This is a genomic window from Ruegeria sp. N7 (assembly GCF_056531345.1).
This window is the reverse complement of sequence record NZ_JBQFLR010000014.1, coordinates 46,746-63,428: the sequence shown is the minus strand read 5'-3', so window position 1 is coordinate 63,428 and position 16,683 is coordinate 46,746. Positions and strand designations below refer to the sequence as shown.

At 57.1% G+C, this 16,683-nt stretch carries 15 protein-coding genes; 9 read left to right on the top strand and 6 right to left on the bottom strand.

Going from position 1 to position 16,683, the window contains the following annotated elements; genetic code table 11:
• Positions 1–22: 22 nt before the first annotated feature.
• Entirely contained in the window at positions 23–1,129 is a 1,107-nt protein-coding gene (locus ACR0ES_RS15045; protein WP_480488719.1) for a Hint domain-containing protein, read from the bottom strand.
• 264 nt (positions 1,130–1,393) lie between these two features.
• Between ACR0ES_RS15045 and ACR0ES_RS15040 the strand changes: the two genes are divergently transcribed.
• From ACR0ES_RS15040 to ACR0ES_RS15015, 6 genes are read left to right on the top strand one after another with little or no spacing between them, the layout of a single operon-like run.
• Positions 1,394–1,843 carry a c-type cytochrome gene (locus ACR0ES_RS15040; RefSeq protein ID WP_209597154.1) on the top strand — a complete coding sequence of 150 codons (450 nt, stop codon included), beginning with the start codon at positions 1,394–1,396 and terminating at the stop codon, positions 1,841–1,843.
• Positions 1,844–1,859: 16 nt separating this feature from the next.
• Complete coding sequence (locus tag ACR0ES_RS15035) at positions 1,860–3,227, top strand: cbb3-type cytochrome c oxidase subunit I (protein ID WP_209507056.1); 1,368 nt, start codon at positions 1,860–1,862, stop codon at positions 3,225–3,227.
• Positions 3,228–3,232: 5 nt separating this feature from the next.
• On the top strand, positions 3,233–4,042 hold the full coding sequence (locus tag ACR0ES_RS15030) for an AAA family ATPase (protein WP_480484317.1): 810 nt from the start codon (positions 3,233–3,235) through the stop codon (positions 4,040–4,042).
• 9 nt (positions 4,043–4,051) lie between these two features.
• Entirely contained in the window at positions 4,052–5,974 is a 1,923-nt protein-coding gene (locus ACR0ES_RS15025) for a nitric oxide reductase activation protein NorD (protein ID WP_480616782.1), read from the top strand.
• Positions 5,971–6,519, top strand: a complete 549-nt coding sequence (locus ACR0ES_RS15020; protein ID WP_480488714.1) for a cytochrome c oxidase subunit 3 — start codon at positions 5,971–5,973, stop codon at positions 6,517–6,519. Before ACR0ES_RS15025 ends, ACR0ES_RS15020 begins: the two co-directional genes overlap by 4 nt.
• Positions 6,520–6,524: 5 nt before the next feature.
• Positions 6,525–6,812 (top strand): cytochrome C oxidase subunit IV family protein, encoded by a 288-nt coding sequence (locus tag ACR0ES_RS15015; RefSeq protein WP_267365170.1) that lies wholly within the window; start codon positions 6,525–6,527, stop codon positions 6,810–6,812.
• Positions 6,813–6,865: 53 nt separating this feature from the next.
• Here the strand turns inward: ACR0ES_RS15015 and hemA are convergent, their stop codons facing one another.
• Positions 6,866–8,089 carry a 5-aminolevulinate synthase gene (gene hemA / locus ACR0ES_RS15010; RefSeq protein WP_480488712.1) on the bottom strand — a complete coding sequence of 408 codons (1,224 nt, stop codon included), beginning with the start codon at positions 8,087–8,089 and terminating at the stop codon, positions 6,866–6,868.
• Between the two features lie 185 nt (positions 8,090–8,274).
• Between hemA and ACR0ES_RS15005 the strand changes: the two genes are divergently transcribed.
• The 3 genes from ACR0ES_RS15005 (at position 8,275) to ACR0ES_RS14995 (ending at position 11,546) form a co-directional block, all read left to right on the top strand.
• Positions 8,275–8,967 (top strand): Crp/Fnr family transcriptional regulator, encoded by a 693-nt coding sequence (locus ACR0ES_RS15005; RefSeq protein WP_267365173.1) that lies wholly within the window; start codon positions 8,275–8,277, stop codon positions 8,965–8,967.
• A gap of 139 nt (positions 8,968–9,106) precedes the next feature.
• Positions 9,107–10,117 carry a D-cysteine desulfhydrase family protein gene (locus tag ACR0ES_RS15000; RefSeq protein ID WP_480507923.1) on the top strand — a complete coding sequence of 337 codons (1,011 nt, stop codon included), beginning with the start codon at positions 9,107–9,109 and terminating at the stop codon, positions 10,115–10,117.
• A gap of 184 nt (positions 10,118–10,301) precedes the next feature.
• Complete coding sequence (locus ACR0ES_RS14995) at positions 10,302–11,546, top strand: molybdopterin molybdotransferase MoeA (RefSeq protein WP_480507925.1); 1,245 nt, start codon at positions 10,302–10,304, stop codon at positions 11,544–11,546.
• Here the strand turns inward: ACR0ES_RS14995 and ACR0ES_RS14990 are convergent.
• From ACR0ES_RS14990 to ACR0ES_RS14975, 4 genes are all read right to left on the bottom strand, one after another.
• Positions 11,543–13,963, bottom strand: a complete 2,421-nt coding sequence (locus tag ACR0ES_RS14990) for a GcvT family protein (protein WP_480539694.1) — start codon at positions 13,961–13,963, stop codon at positions 11,543–11,545. The two genes, ACR0ES_RS14995 and ACR0ES_RS14990, sit on opposite strands and share 4 nt — an antisense overlap.
• Positions 13,964–14,115: 152 nt before the next feature.
• A complete protein-coding gene (locus ACR0ES_RS14985; RefSeq protein WP_480488707.1) occupies positions 14,116–14,355 on the bottom strand; it encodes a hypothetical protein in 240 nt (79 codons plus the stop codon).
• Positions 14,356–14,488: 133 nt separating this feature from the next.
• Positions 14,489–15,646 carry an aromatic ring-hydroxylating oxygenase subunit alpha gene (locus tag ACR0ES_RS14980; RefSeq protein ID WP_480488705.1) on the bottom strand — a complete coding sequence of 386 codons (1,158 nt, stop codon included), beginning with the start codon at positions 15,644–15,646 and terminating at the stop codon, positions 14,489–14,491.
• A gap of 103 nt (positions 15,647–15,749) precedes the next feature.
• Positions 15,750–16,655 (bottom strand): LysR substrate-binding domain-containing protein, encoded by a 906-nt coding sequence (locus tag ACR0ES_RS14975; RefSeq protein ID WP_480774219.1) that lies wholly within the window; start codon positions 16,653–16,655, stop codon positions 15,750–15,752.
• Positions 16,656–16,683: the final 28 nt, after the last annotated feature.

Sequence of the window (16,683 nt, the reverse complement as noted above, 5' to 3'; positions counted from 1 at the left end):
AACCTTAAGCGCGGATTGCAGTTCAGAATATTAAGGGGCGTTCGTTCTTTACGTGGCGGGACACGAGCGCACGAGCGCGTCTTCCGTTTTCAGGTATGTGCCGCACAGACTGAGGAACGTGCCAAGGGGTCTCTAGTTCCGGAAACAGGTCGAAGATTTCTGCCCTTGCTTCTGGGGGAACGCTGGACAGAGCCTGTGCGCCGACAAAAAGGCTTTCCGACGGGGCACCTTCTGCGAAGATGATTTCATGGCGGTCGAACAAAAGATGGTAATACGTGACTGACACAGTGTCTTCTGCAACGCTGATACCGGGGCTGGCAGTAAGAATGCGCGCGGGGACTAGGATTTCCTCTGCGTCAAACATTCTGACGGCGATCCGGGATCGAACCAGCATCCGGTGCTGTGGCGAAACAAGCAGGTCGCGTTTTGGCAAGTCACACCCCAAGGCCCCGGCTTTGATGAGGATTGGAAGCAGCTTGGGTTTTTTCACCAGCTCCTCATGCGATAGATTTCGCTTTCCGATCCAACGTATATGTTGCGGTCCATTGTCGGCAGTCACGACCATGTCACCCACCTTCAGATCCTCGATGGGCATCGGACCTTCTGGCGTCATGATAAGTGTTCCGGCAGTAAAGCACGGCACGTCAATGATGGCAGCCGGGTCAGTTGTGTCGGGCGCATTGGTCGGCGTGACGTTCACGATGTTCATCGAGTAGGTCGTACCGGGCACAAGAGGTTCAGAGGTAATATAGCCGCCCAATACGCCGTCAACTTCGACGCGATATACAGTAATTGTGCCCCCGCCTGGTTTGGACAGAACGTAGGATTCTTCTAGGTATATTGGGCCGCTTAGAAAGGTGGTCGAACCATCGAGGGTGGTGATAGTACCGGTCTGCGTCAGGTCATCACCGTCTTCGTTGTCAAAGCGGTCACCGTTGAAAACATCCCCTGTATCGGGGATAGGTGGTCCGCCGCCGTTTTGAATAAAACCACCGGCTGCGTCAGTCACGCTGAACAAACGACGATCCGTGTCGGGATCAAAATTGACATCCAACGTAACCGTGTCCGGCCCAATCGTATTCACCGTGATGACACCGGGTGTATAACCGATATAGGAATAGTTCGCCATTTTTGCCCATCAATCTTTGAAGCGGAATTTTCACCTTTTCTCAGGTGGTTGATTACGTCCGGTATATCAAGAAGTCGACGCGAAAGTGTTCACAATTGCCTCAGATTTCAAGGCGACCCTAAGGTCATTTCGTTATTCTCGGTGTTTGCGGATCTCTGATCTCGTTCCTGAGGATACTTTAGAAGTCTTGACTTTCGTTAAGGCAGCCCTGTGACCCGCACGTCATGTTGCCTGTACTAGCTAATCTGCGCAAAGGAGAGCGCGATGCGAGAAGTCATGACAAAGAGCATGGCTCGCAACATATTCTATGGCGGGTCACTGTTCTTCATCCTCATCTTTCTGGCTCTATCAGCCCATTCACACCTGTATATCGTCAATTCCGAAAATGCCGCGAAGCTCGACGAAAGTGTGGTTCGGGGCAAACATGTTTGGGAAAAACACGCCTGTATCAACTGCCACACGATCCTTGGCGAAGGGGCGTACTTTGCCCCTGAAGTCGGCAATGTGATGACACGTTGGGGCGTGTTGGACGACCCGGAATCGGCCTTTGAATCCCTCAAGGGCTGGATGGAGGCACAACCCACCGGCATTCCCGGTCGTCGGCAGATGCCGCAATTCAACCTCAGCGACGAAGAGATCCGGGATCTGACCAACTTCCTGATCTGGACGGACAATATCGATGCTCAGGACTGGCCGCCCAACGAGGCTGGCTGAGAAGGGGAATGGAGCAATGAAATATGAATCCCAAAAAATCGCCTATGCCTACTTTGCGGTAGCCATGGCGTTGTTCGCGATCCAGGTGATCGGCGGCCTGCTGGCCGGTCTGATCTATGTGTCGCCTAACTTCCTGAGCGAGCTTCTGCCGTTCAATATCGTGCGGATGCTGCACACCAACTCGCTGATTGTCTGGCTGATACTGGGCTTCTTCGGGGCGGCCTATTTCCTGATCCCGGAAGAGGCCGAGCGTGAAATCCATTCGCCCAAGCTGGCCTATTTGCAGCTGATCATTCTTGTGGTCGGTACGTTGGGCGTGGTTTTGACCTATGTCTTCAACCTGTTCGAAGGCAACTGGCTGCTGGGCAAAGAGGGGCGCGAGTTCCTTGAGCAACCCAAATGGGTCAAGGCCGGTATCGTCGTTGCCGCGCTGATCTTCCTTTACAACGTGTCGATGACCGTTCTGAAAGGCAAGAAGACTGCCATCACCAACATCCTGTTGTTGGGTCTGTGGGGTTTGGCGCTGCTGTTCCTGTTTGCCTTCTACAACCCGGGCAACCTGTCGCTGGACAAGCAATACTGGTGGTATGTTGTCCACCTGTGGGTCGAAGGTGTGTGGGAACTGATCATGGCGTCGATCCTGGCGTACCTGATGCTGAAGCTGACCGGTGTTGACCGTGAGGTGGTCGAGAAATGGCTTTATGTCATCGTCGCCGCCGCGCTGTTCTCGGGCATTCTTGGAACAGGTCACCACTACTATTGGATCGGTACCCCCGGTTACTGGCAGTGGATCGGTTCGATCTTCTCAAGCCTAGAGGTGATCCCGTTCTTCGCGATGATGGCCTTTGCCTTCGTCATGGTCTGGAAAGGCCGTCGTGACCACCCCAACAAAGCCGCTCTGTTGTGGTCGCTGGGTTGTGCAACGCTTGCCTTCTTCGGTGCCGGTGTCTGGGGCTTTCTGCATACGCTGCACGGGGTGAACTATTATACCCACGGTACGCAAATCACTGCGGCCCATGGTCACCTGGCCTTCTACGGCGCCTATGTCTGCCTCAACCTTGCGATCTTCAGCTACGCGATGCCGATCCTGAAGAATCGTGATCCTTACAATCAGGTGCTGAACATGGGCTCGTTCTGGCTGATGACCAGCGGTATGGTCTTTATGACCTTCGTGTTGACCTTCGGTGGTACCGTGCAGACTCACATGCAACGTGTGGTCGGAGACTACTTCATGGACGTACAAGACCAGATCGCAATCTTCTACTGGATGCGTCTGGGTTCCGGTATCGTCGTGGTCCTTGGTGCGCTGCTGTTCATCTACTCGATCTGGGTTCCCCGGAAAGAAGTCATTGAACCCGGCGCAGCTGAAACCCCTGCGGAGTGATGGATATGGACGGTTCCATGAAACTGAATGAGGGGGCGGCAAACGCCCCCTTCTACCTGCCCCAAGGCGATGAATGCGATGTATTTGCCGCAGCGTATAACAACGATTTGCCAGTTCTTCTGAAAGGTCCGACGGGCTGCGGCAAAACCCGCTTTGTCGCCCACATGGCCGCAAAACTTGGCCGCCCGCTTTATACCGTAGCCTGCCATGACGATCTGGCCGCCGCCGACCTGATTGGCCGTTATCTGCTGAAAGGCGGGGAAACCGTCTGGGTTGATGGCCCCCTGACCCGCGCGGTGCGCGAAGGCGCAATCTGCTATCTCGATGAGGTGGTCGAGGCCCGCAAGGACGTTACTGTTGTTCTGCACCCGCTGACCGATGACCGGCGCATCCTGCCAATCGACCGCACCGGCGAAGAACTTGAGGCCGCACCCGGCTTCATGCTGGTCGCCTCATATAACCCCGGATACCAGAATATCCTAAAAACCCTGAAACCTTCGACCCGGCAGCGGTTCATCTCTCTGGAGTTCGATTTCCCGTCCGCGCAGATGGAAGCCGAAGTGGTCGCGCAGGAAAGCGGTCTGCCGCTGGAACGTTGCAAGCCGCTGGTGCGACTGGCGGGTAAGCTGCGCGGGCTCAAGGGTCAGGATCTTGAGGAAGGCGTTTCCACCCGACTGGTTGTTTATGCCGCAACACTTATCGCACAAGGCATGTCCACCGACCGCGCCATCCTCGCGGCCATGATTGAACCTCTGACAGATGACGAGGATATCAAACGCGGGCTCCTCGATCTTGTTACGGCTGTCTTTGGGTGAGGCCGGCCGATGGTCAAGATCGATTTTGAGCCATGGGAACCCGAAGAAACGATCGGGAAACTGTGGCACACCCTTGCCAGCCGCCTCGATGCACCCCAGGTGCACGATGGAGCCGCGGTCGACCTCTCTGAGGTCGCGGGGCGGCTGGCCGTCCTCTTTCGAGGGCTGGGCGGTGGTCCGGGCGTAGAATTGCGCCCGGTCTCGCCCGAGGTTTCACATCACCGCCTAAGTTGGCGTCGGCGTCTGGCGACCGAAGTGGAGCTGATGCCGCGCGCTTCGTTTGATGGCGAAGTCTTGCGCTTGCCGGACCGGTTGGCGGTTTTTCCTGCGCGCGAAGCCAATGGCGCGCTGTATGTCTGGCTGGCCGCTGCGGCTGCCCATGCGGGAACGCGAATTGATGAAGACGATCCGCTGCGCGCCGACCTGCGCGCGTTGATCGCTGCGCAGAGAATGGTTGATACGACGCTGGACGACGCCCCCGGCCTGCGCCCGCTTTACACCGAACTTTGCAAGGGCGTGCTGCATCAGCGCGATATCCCCAACCTGCCACCGATTGAAGACGCAGTTGAAGAGCTGATCCGCCATAAGTTGGGTGACCCTCAACCGCTGTCGGCGAAAGCCGAGCAGCTTCTGACACTGGACGAGGACCTGATCGCCCCTCGCGGCTATCAGCCTATGCGCCCGGTTCCCCTGTGGCCCGAACTGCGCGCAGTTGGCTTTTCCGAACATAACGAGGTGGAAAACCCCGAAACTGAAGGTCCACCCGAGGAATCCGGTGAGAAAACCCACCGCGCCCGTCGTCGCAAATCGGATCAGGCCGAGCGCAGCGACAGTTTCATTCTGCATAAGTTCGAAGCCATCCTCAGCTGGGCCGAGTTCCTGAACATCAACCGCCGCATCGACGATGATGATCCCGACAATGCCAAGAAAGCGGCCGATGACCAGGAAGAGATTGGCCTGGGTCAGATATCAAAAGCCCCGCCAACGCGGCTGAAACTGCACCTTGATCTGGCACCCGAGGATGTGAACCGGGAGCGTCTGTCCGGTCGCATCCTTTATCCCGAATGGGACGTGCGTTCGGGCCGATATCTAGCAGATCACGTCAACGTCCTGCTGTCGGATGCGGATATCCGCGACGATGCTGCCGCGTTTGGCAAGGACCCTGCCACCGCCCGCCGTATCCGCGCGGTCAAACGCCAGTTCGAGGCGCTGCGCCCTGGACGCGTGATGACACGCGGCCATCTGGACGGTGACCAGTTGGATATCGAAGCCGCCGTGCGCGCCGAAACTGACCGCATGGCCAGTGGCGAAAGCAACGACCGCATTTGGCAACAATCCCGCCCCGAGGCGCGCGATCTGGCAGTCTCGATCCTGCTGGATGTCAGCCGGTCCACTGAAAGTGCCGTAACCGGTCGCGCCGTGATCGACATTGAACGTGAAGCCCTGGCTGCTTTGGCCTGGGGCCTGAACGCCTGCGGTGACGATTTCGCCATTCATGCCTTCAGTTCGCTGAAACGTCAGCGCGTCTATATCCAGCGATGCAAACGGTTTGATGAGCCGATGGACGCCAAAGTTGAACAACGTATCGCGTCACTGCGACCCGGTCACTACACGCGGCTTGGGGCCGCGATCCGCCACTGTTCAAAGGATCTGGCAAGTCAGACCCGCAAACGCCGCCTGTTGCTGGTGATCACCGATGGCAAACCCAATGACCTTGACCATTACGAAGGGCGTCACGGTATTGAAGACACCTGCATGGCCGTGCGTGAGGCACGCCGCGCCGGGCAATCGGTTTTTGGCGTCACCATCGATAAAACCGGCAAAAGCTGGTTCCCCCGCATGTTCGGACAGGGCGGTTTCGCTGTTATCCCAGATCCGCATCGCCTGACCATGGCGTTGCCGCAAATATATCGCCAATTGGTCGGTGCATGAGCGAAACCTCCTTCATCGACGAGCTTCCGGGCGAATTGCTGATGTGGGTTCTGATTATTAGTGAGCTGCTGGTTTTTGGTGCGGGGCTGATCGCGTTCATGGGCGTTCGCCTGACCGACCCTGCAGGCTTTGCCGAGGCGCAATCGCATCTTTATCGAACAGGTGCAGCCTTTAACACTGCAATACTGGTCACATCTGGCTACCTGGCCGCGCAGGCCCTGAACTGGCGCCGCGCAGCATTCCGGTTCAAGGCCAGACTTGCCCTGACAGGGGCGGCCGTACTTGGGATCGCATTCCTGGTTGTCAAAAGCGTGGAATATGCTGGAAAGGCGGGGCAGGGCATTACCTATGAAACCCACCCGTTTTTCATGTTCTACTACCTGCTGACAGGATTTCACGCGGCGCATGTTCTGGCCGGGGTGTGTATCCTGTTGCTGGTCGCGTGGCGCGATGATCCTCGTAACATCGAGGCGGGCGCACAGTTCTGGCACATGGTCGATCTGGTTTGGATCGTGCTGTTTCCCGTGATTTATCTTCTGGGATAAACAATATGCCGGCAACTTCATCTTTTGCTAAATACTCCCGCCGGAGGCGTCCGAACTCACTCACCGGCGCGTGGCTGGCGCTTTTGGCGCTCAGTCTGGCTTCAACGCTTTTGACCCTGATGAAAACGCCTGACGCACTCATTGCAGGCGGTATCCTGCTCCTTGCCCTGATCAAAACCCGTGTGATTCTGGCCCGATATCTGGACCTGGCTGAAAGCCCGGGCTGGCTGCGTGGCTTCACCTTGGTTCTGACGGGCTTCTCTGCTGTGATCTTCGCACTTTACCTGATCTGAAAAAAGCCGCCCCTAAAAGGGACGGCAGGTTACCAAGCAAAGGGACGCTTAGGTTATTGTGCGGCCATTGGCATCCGCGCGATCTGACAGCGCTGCCACAGCGCCGACAGGGCGCCCACCAGATGATCGATATCCTCATCCGTATGAACGGGTGACGGCGTGATCCGCAGGCGCTCGGTTCCTTTTGGAACCGTGGGATAGTTGATCGGCTGAATGTAGATGCCAAACTCCTCAAGCAGGGTGTCCGAAATGAATTTACACTTCACAGGGTCGCCAACCATCACCGGGATGATATGGCTGGGGTTGGGCAAATGCGGAATGCCCTCGGCATCCAATCGGGCGCGTACCTGCGCCACGCGGGTCTTTTGCAAGTCACGCTCTGCACTTGAATGCTTCAAATGCCGGATCGATGCGGCAGCGCCGGCTGCAATCGATGGGGGTAGGGCAGTCGTGAAGATGAAGCCACTGGCAAAGCTGCGGACAAAATCACACAGCGCGGCTGAGGCCGCGATATACCCACCAACCACGCCGAACGCTTTGCCCAATGTACCTTCGATGACCGTCAGGCGATCCATCAATCCATCGCGTTCAGCAATCCCGCCACCACGCGGGCCGTAAAGGCCGACGGCATGAACCTCGTCCAGATAGGTCATCGCGCCGTATTTGTCAGCCAGATCGCAGATTTCCTTGATGGGGGCGATATCGCCATCCATGGAGTAAACCGATTCAAATGCGATCATTTTGGGTGCGTCGGGATCCGCTGCGGCCAATTTGGCGTCCAAATCCGCCAAGTCGTTATGTTTCCAAATCACCTTCTGGGCACGCGAATGCCGGATACCTTCGATCATCGAGGCGTGGTTGAGTGCATCAGAAAACACGATCAGCCCGGGAATTCGCGCGGCCAATGTCCCCAAAGCAGCCCAGTTCGACACATATCCCGAGGTGAACAGCAACGCGGCTTCTTTCCCATGCAGATCAGCCAGCTCAGCCTCAAGCAGAACGTGATCATGCGTGGTGCCCGAGATATTGCGCGTACCGCCAGCGCCTGCTCCGCAGCGATCCAGTGCGTCGTGCATGGCAGAGATCACCGAAGGGTGCTGACCCATGCCCAGATAGTCATTTGAGCACCAGATCCGCACATCCCGCTGAACCGGCCCGTCGGTTTGACGCGCGTTCGGAAACGCGCCACGACGGCGTTGCAGGTCGATGAAAATCCGGTAGTTGCCTTCGTCTTTCAAAGTGTCGAGGCTCTGGCTGAAAAATTGCTCGAAGTCCATCTGGCGTGCTCCCCGGATAACTGAAATTTCGTTGAACCTATGCCAGTGGCGCCCGCCCTTACATGACAATAGTCAAGTTGGAGACCGAGAAAAGGGTGGCACCCCCGCGCTGGCTTTGGCATAGCATGTCTCGGGGTTGATCATCCGGGGGTGTTCCCGGAGCGGACGAATAAGGGGCTGCCTTCTTGTCACACGAGGCACAAAAGATAATTGCGCGGCAGTCACTGCTCTTGCGAAGCCTGCCAGAGCAACATGTCGATACTCTGCTGCGTCAGGCCGTCTGGCGGCAATACGACCGGGGCGAGACGATCTTTCTGCAAGAGGAAGAGGCCAAGGCCGTACATGTTGTACTGGCTGGTTGGGTCAAGCTGTTTCGCATTTCCCCGACCGGTGCCGAAGCCGTGGTGAGCGTTTTCACGCGCGGTGAAAGCTTTGGCGAAGCCGTTGCGCTGCGCAATGTGCGCTATCCCGTTTCGGCCGAGGCGGTATCCCCCTGCGAGATCATGCACATCCCAAGTCCGGTGCTGCTGTCGCTGATGAAGCAAGATCCGGAAATTTGCGTGTCCATTCTGGCGGCCACATTCACGCATCTGCATTCCCTGGTGGCGCAGCTCGAACAGCTAAAAGCCCAGACCGGTGCGCAGCGTGTCGCGGAATTCCTGCTGAACCTGTGTGATTGCGATGCCGGCCAGTGCGAAGTTGAACTGCCGTATGACAAGATGCTGATCGCCGGGCGTCTGGGGATGAAACCCGAAAGCCTGAGCCGCGCTTTTTCGAGGTTGAAACCAGTCGGGGTTAAGATCAACCGAAACCACGCGGAAATTGCAGATATGGATGTATTACGGAATTACGCGGAAAGCGACCCGAGCGAGAAATAGAGCCGCGTGGCCGTTGCTCTGTGCAGTAAACTGGCCATTCCCGGTCTGCGATCTTTCCGGCAATCACTATCCTTCCTATTCTTGCTGGACATGCCCTATCGGGCGCGATCCTGAGTGGGTGAGTTGATGGAACACAGACATGACGATTGAACAGCTACTGGTCGGTTTTCCCCGCGCGAGACTGATGACAGCTGCTACGCCGGTCGAACGGCTCGATCGTCTGTCCGACCAGCTTGGTCTGGATCTGTGGATCAAGCGGGATGATCTGACAGGGTTGAGCTTTGGCGGCAACAAGACCCGGCAGCTTGAATTCTATATGGGCGAGGCACAAAAACAGGGGGCAGATACCATTCTGATCACCGGCGCTGTGCAATCCAATTTCGTGCGCACGGCTGCCATGGCTGCATCGAAGCTTGGGATGGAGGCCGTGCTTCAATTGGAAGAGCGTGTGCCGGATATGGGAGACCATTATTATTCCTCGGGAAATGTACTTCTGGCCCGGCTTCTGGGTGCCGAGCACATGCACTACGGTACCGGAGAAGACGAGGCCGGGGCCGACAATGCCCTTCACGCGCGGGCAGATCAGCTGATCTCTGAGGGCCGAAAGCCATATGTAATTCACTTGGGCATCGATCATCCGCCCTTGGGGGCGTTAGGTTATGTGGCCGGGGCTGCCGAACTACTGGATCAGATCGCCGATTTCGACGTGGCGGTGGTGCCATCCGGCAGCGGTTCGACCCACGGCGGGTTTTTGGCCGGGCTGCGGCTGGCTGGCAACACGGCACCTGTTTATGGCATCTGCGTTCGCCGCGACCGCCACCTGCAACATGCGCGGTTGCAAAAGGTATTGGAACGGTTGGCGGGTATGATGAAGTTTGACCCGGCTCTGGTCATGAAAGACATCATCACATGGGACGGCGCATTGCCCCCTGGATACGGGCGGATAGGTCCGTCCACACAGAGGGCGCTTGAACAGATGGCGCGTGCCGAAGGTATTTTTCTGGATCCTGTCTACTCGGCCAAAACCTTTGCAGGTTTGTTGGAATTACTTGAAAACGACACAATTCAACAGGGCCAGAAAGTTGTGCTGTTGCATACGGGTGGGCAACCGGCGCTGTTCGCATATCAGGAAGAGCTGTTCCCGGCCTGAGAGCCATCCGAGAAGCCACTATAGCGGAAGTCGCGCTTGGCCAGCCAACCCGTCGTTTCGAAGCGCGCGACGCGGTTTCACGTGACCTATGTCAATGACAGTACCGCGGATGTCGTGTCGGTTGAGCGAGCCTAGCCCACCTTAGAATGGATGGAAGGCATGTTCGCAGAGTTGGAGGCTGGATATGGCTGATGGATGCGGCTGTGATCGACACGCGCATGTGTATCTGAGCGTGGATGAGGCCCTGCTCCGTGGCCTGTCCGCTGCTGATCCGATCACAGAAACGGAAACGCTGCCTTTGGCCGCTGCAATTGGGCGAGTATTGGCCTGCGACTGTTTCAGCAAGGTCGATATGCCCGCTTTCGACAATTCGGCAATGGATGGCTATGCGGTTCGAACAGCCGATCTTGGCGATACCGACCTGTTCCAGATGCCGGTGGCGGGTCGCATCGCGGCGGGGGACAGCGGATCTCATGCTGCTCCTGCGGGTAGCGCGCTGAGGATTTTTACCGGAGCGCCCGTTCCCTCTGATTACGACGCCATCGTCATGCAGGAAGATTGTGATGTTGTAGAGGGGCAAATCCGCTTCAGCCGCCGTCCAAAGCCCGGGCAACATATCCGGCGTGCCGGTGAAGACCTTCATGCCGGAGCGCCGATCCTGCGGCTCGGCTGCGAGATTGGCCCGCGTGAGGTGGCAGCCCTTGCTTCCGCCGGGTATGGCGAGGTCGTGGTCCTCCGCAAGCTGAAGGTTTCGATCTTTTCAACCGGCAGTGAGTTGCGCCAACCGGGTGAGCCCCTTGGGCCGGGGCAGATCTATAACTCGAACCGTTACATGCTGCTTGCGCTGTTGCAGAAACCCTGGATTGACCTCACGGACCGGGGGCAGGTCGAAGATGACCCCGAGCTTTTGAAACAGGTCTTGCTGGACGCGACTGAAACCTCTGACCTGATTATTACAACCGGTGGTGTTTCTGTCGGCGATGAAGATCATATGCCGCGTCTGTTCACCGAGATCGGTGGCGTGACGGATGTGATGAAAGTCGCAATGAAACCGGGCAAGCCCATCATGTTCGGTCGGCGTGGCCGTGCGCTTTACATCGGTCTGCCGGGTAACCCGGTTTCTGCTTTTTTGACCTGGCAAATTATCGGATCGCAGATGATGGCGCGCCGCGCCGGTCTGCACCACACACCGCAGGCAGCCGTGCAGGCAGTTCTGTCGGAACCTTTGTACCGTACCGCAGGCCGACAGGAATATCGCCCGGTTCAGATTGACGGTTACACACCGGACGGACGGCCCCGATTGCGTCTGATGGAGCCGTCCTACAGTGGCCGCGTTGCTTTGCTTGCACAAGCGGATGGATTGGCGATCATCCCGGCAGAGGTGACGGAATATCCCGAAGGGCAACGCCTTGAGCTATTGCGGTTTTAAGCCCTAAGCGCTTTTCCTGCGGCATCAAAGGGCGGTTCATGCAGGATTGTGGCCCTGTGTGGGCGCCCCAGAACCATAACCTCGACCTCATCACCTGGCTGGGCATTTTTCACATATCCCAAGGCCAACGACATTCCGACGGTGTAGCCATAGGTGCCTGAGGTCACCCGACCGATCCCTTCACCGTTCTTGAAGATCGGCTCGCCACCTGTTGCATCCGCGTTGGACGCTGTCACATCCGTTTCGTTAAGGTGCAGGATCACCAGGTCTTCCCGAGCTGGGTTCTGCAATACTTTCTGCGCAGCTGCCTTGTTGAGGAAGTCCTTTTCGAATTTGCAGAGGCGATCAAGATCCACTTCATGCGGCCAGTATTCCGGGCTGTATTCGCGGCTCCAAGACCCATAGCCCTTTTCGACCCGCATAGACATCAGTGCCCGACTGCCAACAGGGCCAGCCCCGAACTCTTTGCCTGCCTCAATCAAGGCATTGTACAGTCGTGCTTGATCTTGGGTGGCGCAATGCAGCTCCCACCCCAGATCGCCAGTAAAGGAGACGCGCAGGGCAAGGACCTGGACTCCCGCCAGCTCGATCTTGGCGGACCGCATGAACGGGAAATCTTCGGTTGCCAGCGATGTGTTGGTCAGACGTTGCAGGATGTCACGGGATTTGGGCCCGGCCACGTTAAAGCCGCACATCGCTTCGGTTTTGCTTTCGAAAGCGGTGCCTTCAGGCAGCGGAACCTGTTTGAAAAAGCGTTTGTGATACCGTTCTGCCATGCCCGAGCCGATCACCCAGAACTCGTCATCAGCCACGCGGGTGACGGTAAAGTCGCCTGCAATACCGCCGCGCTTTGAAATCAGTGGGGTCAGACAGGACCGACCAACGGTTTTGGGCATGGTGTTTGCAAAGACGGCATTCAGCCAGTCTGCTGCACCCGGACCCTTGCAGACATATTTGGCGAAATTCGAGATATCGATGATCCCGGCACGGTCGCGCAACATCCTGCATTCCTCGCCCACCGGTCCCCACCAGTTCTGACGGGTAAAGCCATTGGTGTCTTTGGTGCCGGGCGTTGCGGCAAACCACAGCGGATGTTCCCAACCGGCGTTCAGGCCAAAAACCGCGCCCATGGCTTTCTGCGCCTCATAGATCGGGCGAACCCGTGCCGGACGACCGGCGCTGCGTTCTTCATTGGGGAAATGGATCGCGAACCGATGACTGTACTGATCTGCCACGCGCGCTTTGGTGAATGCCTTGGTGGCCCAGCTGTCAAAACGCGCCAGATCCCAGGCGAACATGTCGTATTCCGTTTCACCCTCGATGATCCATTGCGCTGCCATCAGGCCCATGCCACCCGATTGCGAGAAGCCGGGGATGATACCATTGCAGCAGAAATAGCCGTCGACCTCGGGCACCGGCCCCATCAGAACGTTCGAATCCGGAGACCAGATCATTGGGCCGTTGATGACACGCTTGATCCCGGCTTCACCAACCGCGGGCAGGCGTTCGATGGCGTTCATCACGTTCTCTTCGATCCGTTCCAGATCATCAGGGAACAGGTCGTGGGCAAAATCCAGCGGCGTGCCTTCTTCGGCCCAGAACCTCATGTCTTTCTCATAGGCGCCGACCAGCAAGCCGTTGCCTTCCTGACGCAGGTAATACTCTCCATCCCGGTCCGACACAGACGGCAGGCGGGTGCCGTGGCTTTTCACATCCGCCATGGATTCGGTTACGAAATACTGGTGCTCTGTAGGTTGCAGCGGCAGTTCGATTCCAGCCAGTGCAGCAACCTCGCGCCCCCACAGGCCCGCTGCGTTCACCACCCAGCGTGTCCTGATGTCACCTTTTGGCGTTCTGACGATCCAACTACCATCCTCCTGCTGCTCGGTTGCGGTGACCGGAGTGAAACGGTGAATCTGCGCCCCACGTTGACGTGCGCCGACCGCATAGGCATTGGTCACGCCCGACGGGTCCACATTGCCGCCATCGGGTTCGAACATCACGCAACGGATGCCCTCGTAATTGACCAGCGGGTTCAGCTTCTGGGCTTCCTCGATGCTGATCTCATAGAAATTCATGCCATACAGCCTGGCCTTTGCGGCCTGTAGCTTCAGCTGATGTTCGCGTTCTTCTGTCTGGGCCAAGTATAACGAGCCGGGCTGGAATACTCCGCAGCTTTGACCGGTTTCAGCTTCCAGCGCTTTATACAGGCTCATCGTGTAATGTTGGATGCGGCTGATATTGGTACTGTCGTGCAATCCGTGAATGTTGGCGGCTGCGTGCCAGGTTGACCCCGAGGTCAGCTCGTCCCGCTCTAACAGAACAACATCCGACCATCCCAGTTTGGTCAAATGATACAGGATCGAGCACCCGATCACTCCCCCGCCGATGACCACGGCCTGAGCTTCGTTTCGCATTTTGGCTATCTCGCGCGTTTTCGTTCGCGCCTGTTCTTTCATGAAGACTGGCCCATCGACAATGTCGACAAAATTCGAGATCGAATGAAGTCAGCTAAACTCAAACTTTGAAAATTGCCTAGCGTCGCGGTACGCTTAAGCAAATGAGCTCGTCAGAACGTCAATCGGTGTGCGCGGCCACGTTCAAACAACTTCAGGTTCAACTCATCTGCCTCCGGCGCGCCGTATTCCAGCGCAAACACAAATGCGTGGGTCAGATAGAAGCACGCGGCTTCATGATGCTGGCGCTCTTCGGCGAGAATCGCCGCTTGGTGATACAGCCGGATCAATGCGGGTACATCTTTTTCCGCATGGGCCCGCAAGAGGTGTTTGTCGAGTTCGTCCAGATCCACTGTGACCCTTTCAGCGAATTCACCGGCTGTCCACTAGGAGACAAAAGACGCAACGCCGTCCCGTCTGCTGTTGTTACAACCGATCCGCGATCTGGTCAGAAGGGCCTGACCAGATCAACATTTTCAGGATTGCTTACACTTCAGCGCGGGCTTTTTCGATTTGCGTGGCCACCCAATGATGAAAACAATGGGTCGGGCCGTCCATCGCGGGCGAGAAACGGCCGCCATCGAATTTCACGCCGTGACGGCCTTTCTGCATGCCTTCAACCACAAAGACGTCTTCCTCGAACACTGTTTTCCACAGTTGCGCATTCTTGGCACGCAGCGCTTCGTGTTCGGGTGCGTCTTCGGGTTTTTTGGCGTAGTAGAGCTCAATCCGTTCGTTCGAACGCTCATGCGTGATCGGATCGATGAGGAAGGCAAAGCCGTGGTCACGCTGAACACCCAGCAGGGTATTCGGGTAAACGACGATATATTCCGCGCCGTCATTCCACTGCTCACTCAGATTCTCGAAATCATCCAGCTTTTCGCCATCGTGACCCTCGAACTGGCGGTAGACATAGGTGCCCTGACCCGAATATTTGCCCAGTTCGTTGATGTTGTAGTGGTCTTCCAGACGCGAATAGCTGTTCAGGCCGGGATGAACCCAGGGCAGGTGATAGCTTTCGCAGTAGTTCTCAACAGCCAGTTTCCAGTTCGAGTTCAACTCAAGATAAACCGATGCGCCAGCGCCACCGTGATACATCGGTTGATCGAATTCTTTCCAGCGTTCCATCAACTCGCCATGGACATCTTCGAATTCCGGCGCGTCGCCGCTGACATTGACAAAGACAACATCCCGCCAGACATACGAGCGGATGCGGATAAGGCCCAACTCGGCGAAGTCCAGATCCTCATGGGTGTTCTGCCCAGGGCCACCGACATGAGGGGCAGTCCGCAATTCACCATTCAGGCCGTAGCACCAGCTGTGATAGGGGCAGCGGATCGCGCCGCGGATTTTTTGCGGCTTGTCGACCAAAATCATGCCGCGATGACGACAGGTGTTCTGGAACACGCCGATCTGACCGTCGCGATCACGAACCATCAACAGCGGCACACCGAGGAAATCGATCGGATATGCATCTCCCGCCTCGGGAATGTCTTTGCCAAAGCCGATGCCGGACCAGTTCGCAAACAAGACCGCATCCCGTTCTTCGGCAAAAACTGCGGGATCAATATAATGCTCGTTCGGCAGACCCTTTGCGGTGTTTACCGGTGTCAGAACAGACGAAAGCGGTGCGTGCTTGTTCATCGGCCACTCCTGAGTGATTTTGAATGAGTTTATCGCTGCATCCATTGGCGGCTGAGGCCGCCTACGTTCAATACTAAAAAACCTAATGGCAAATTGAGGCAGGCTAAACCGAACCTTCAGACAGTTCGTTGAGCAACCAATTCTTGAGAGCCAGCGCCCCTTCCGAAAGCTGATCGTCCGGGCGACCGACAAGATAGAAGTTGTCCGGGGCGGGCAGGCTGAATTCCTCCAGCGCGACGAGTTTCCCCGAAGCCAGCATGGGCTGGACCAGACGTTTCCATCCCAGCGCAAGGCCCGCCCCTTTACGCGCCACCTGAAGGGCAAGCGCATAGCTGTTCACCCGCGATTCCACGGGAACAACTCCAGAAAACCCGAGGTCGTGGAACCAGGATGACCAGGTCGTCCAGGTGCTGTCCTGAGTTTCGAGATGGATCAGCCGCCGCTGCACGAGGTCTTCAAGGCTGGCCCCTTTAAGGTCCGCGGCCATCTGGGGGCTGCAAACGGGTGTCAGGATATCGCGATACAGTTTCGTGTGCGTGAGTTGCGCGTTGGCGTCCCGGCCATAGCGGATGAACAGGTCGATATCCGGCCGGTCCGTGAAGGCCTTGTCCTGCGCCATCTGGTTCACTTTCACGTGCGGAAAATCCTGCCAGAACCGGATGACAGACGGCGACAGCCAAAGTGCGGCGACGGCAGTGGTTGACCCAACGGTTACGTGGTTTTCGGAATCATTGCTGCGAATCTTTTCAAGCACCTTTGAAATCTGCCGGAACGAAGTGCCGAGTGCCTCAAACAGGTCTTGCCCATCCTCGGTCAGTTCCACGCCGCGGTGTTTCCGGACAAAAAGTGCCGCGCCCAGCTCGCTTTCCAGCGCCTTTATCTGATGACTGACGGCACCCGGCGTCACGGAAAGCTCGCTTGCGGCTTCTTTGAAACTGAGATGCCGAGCGGCGGCTTCAAAGGCCGATAGTGTCGTAAGTGGAGGAAGGTTGTAGTGGCGTCGAGACATGGAGATTTGTTGGCTTTCGAACTCTGGG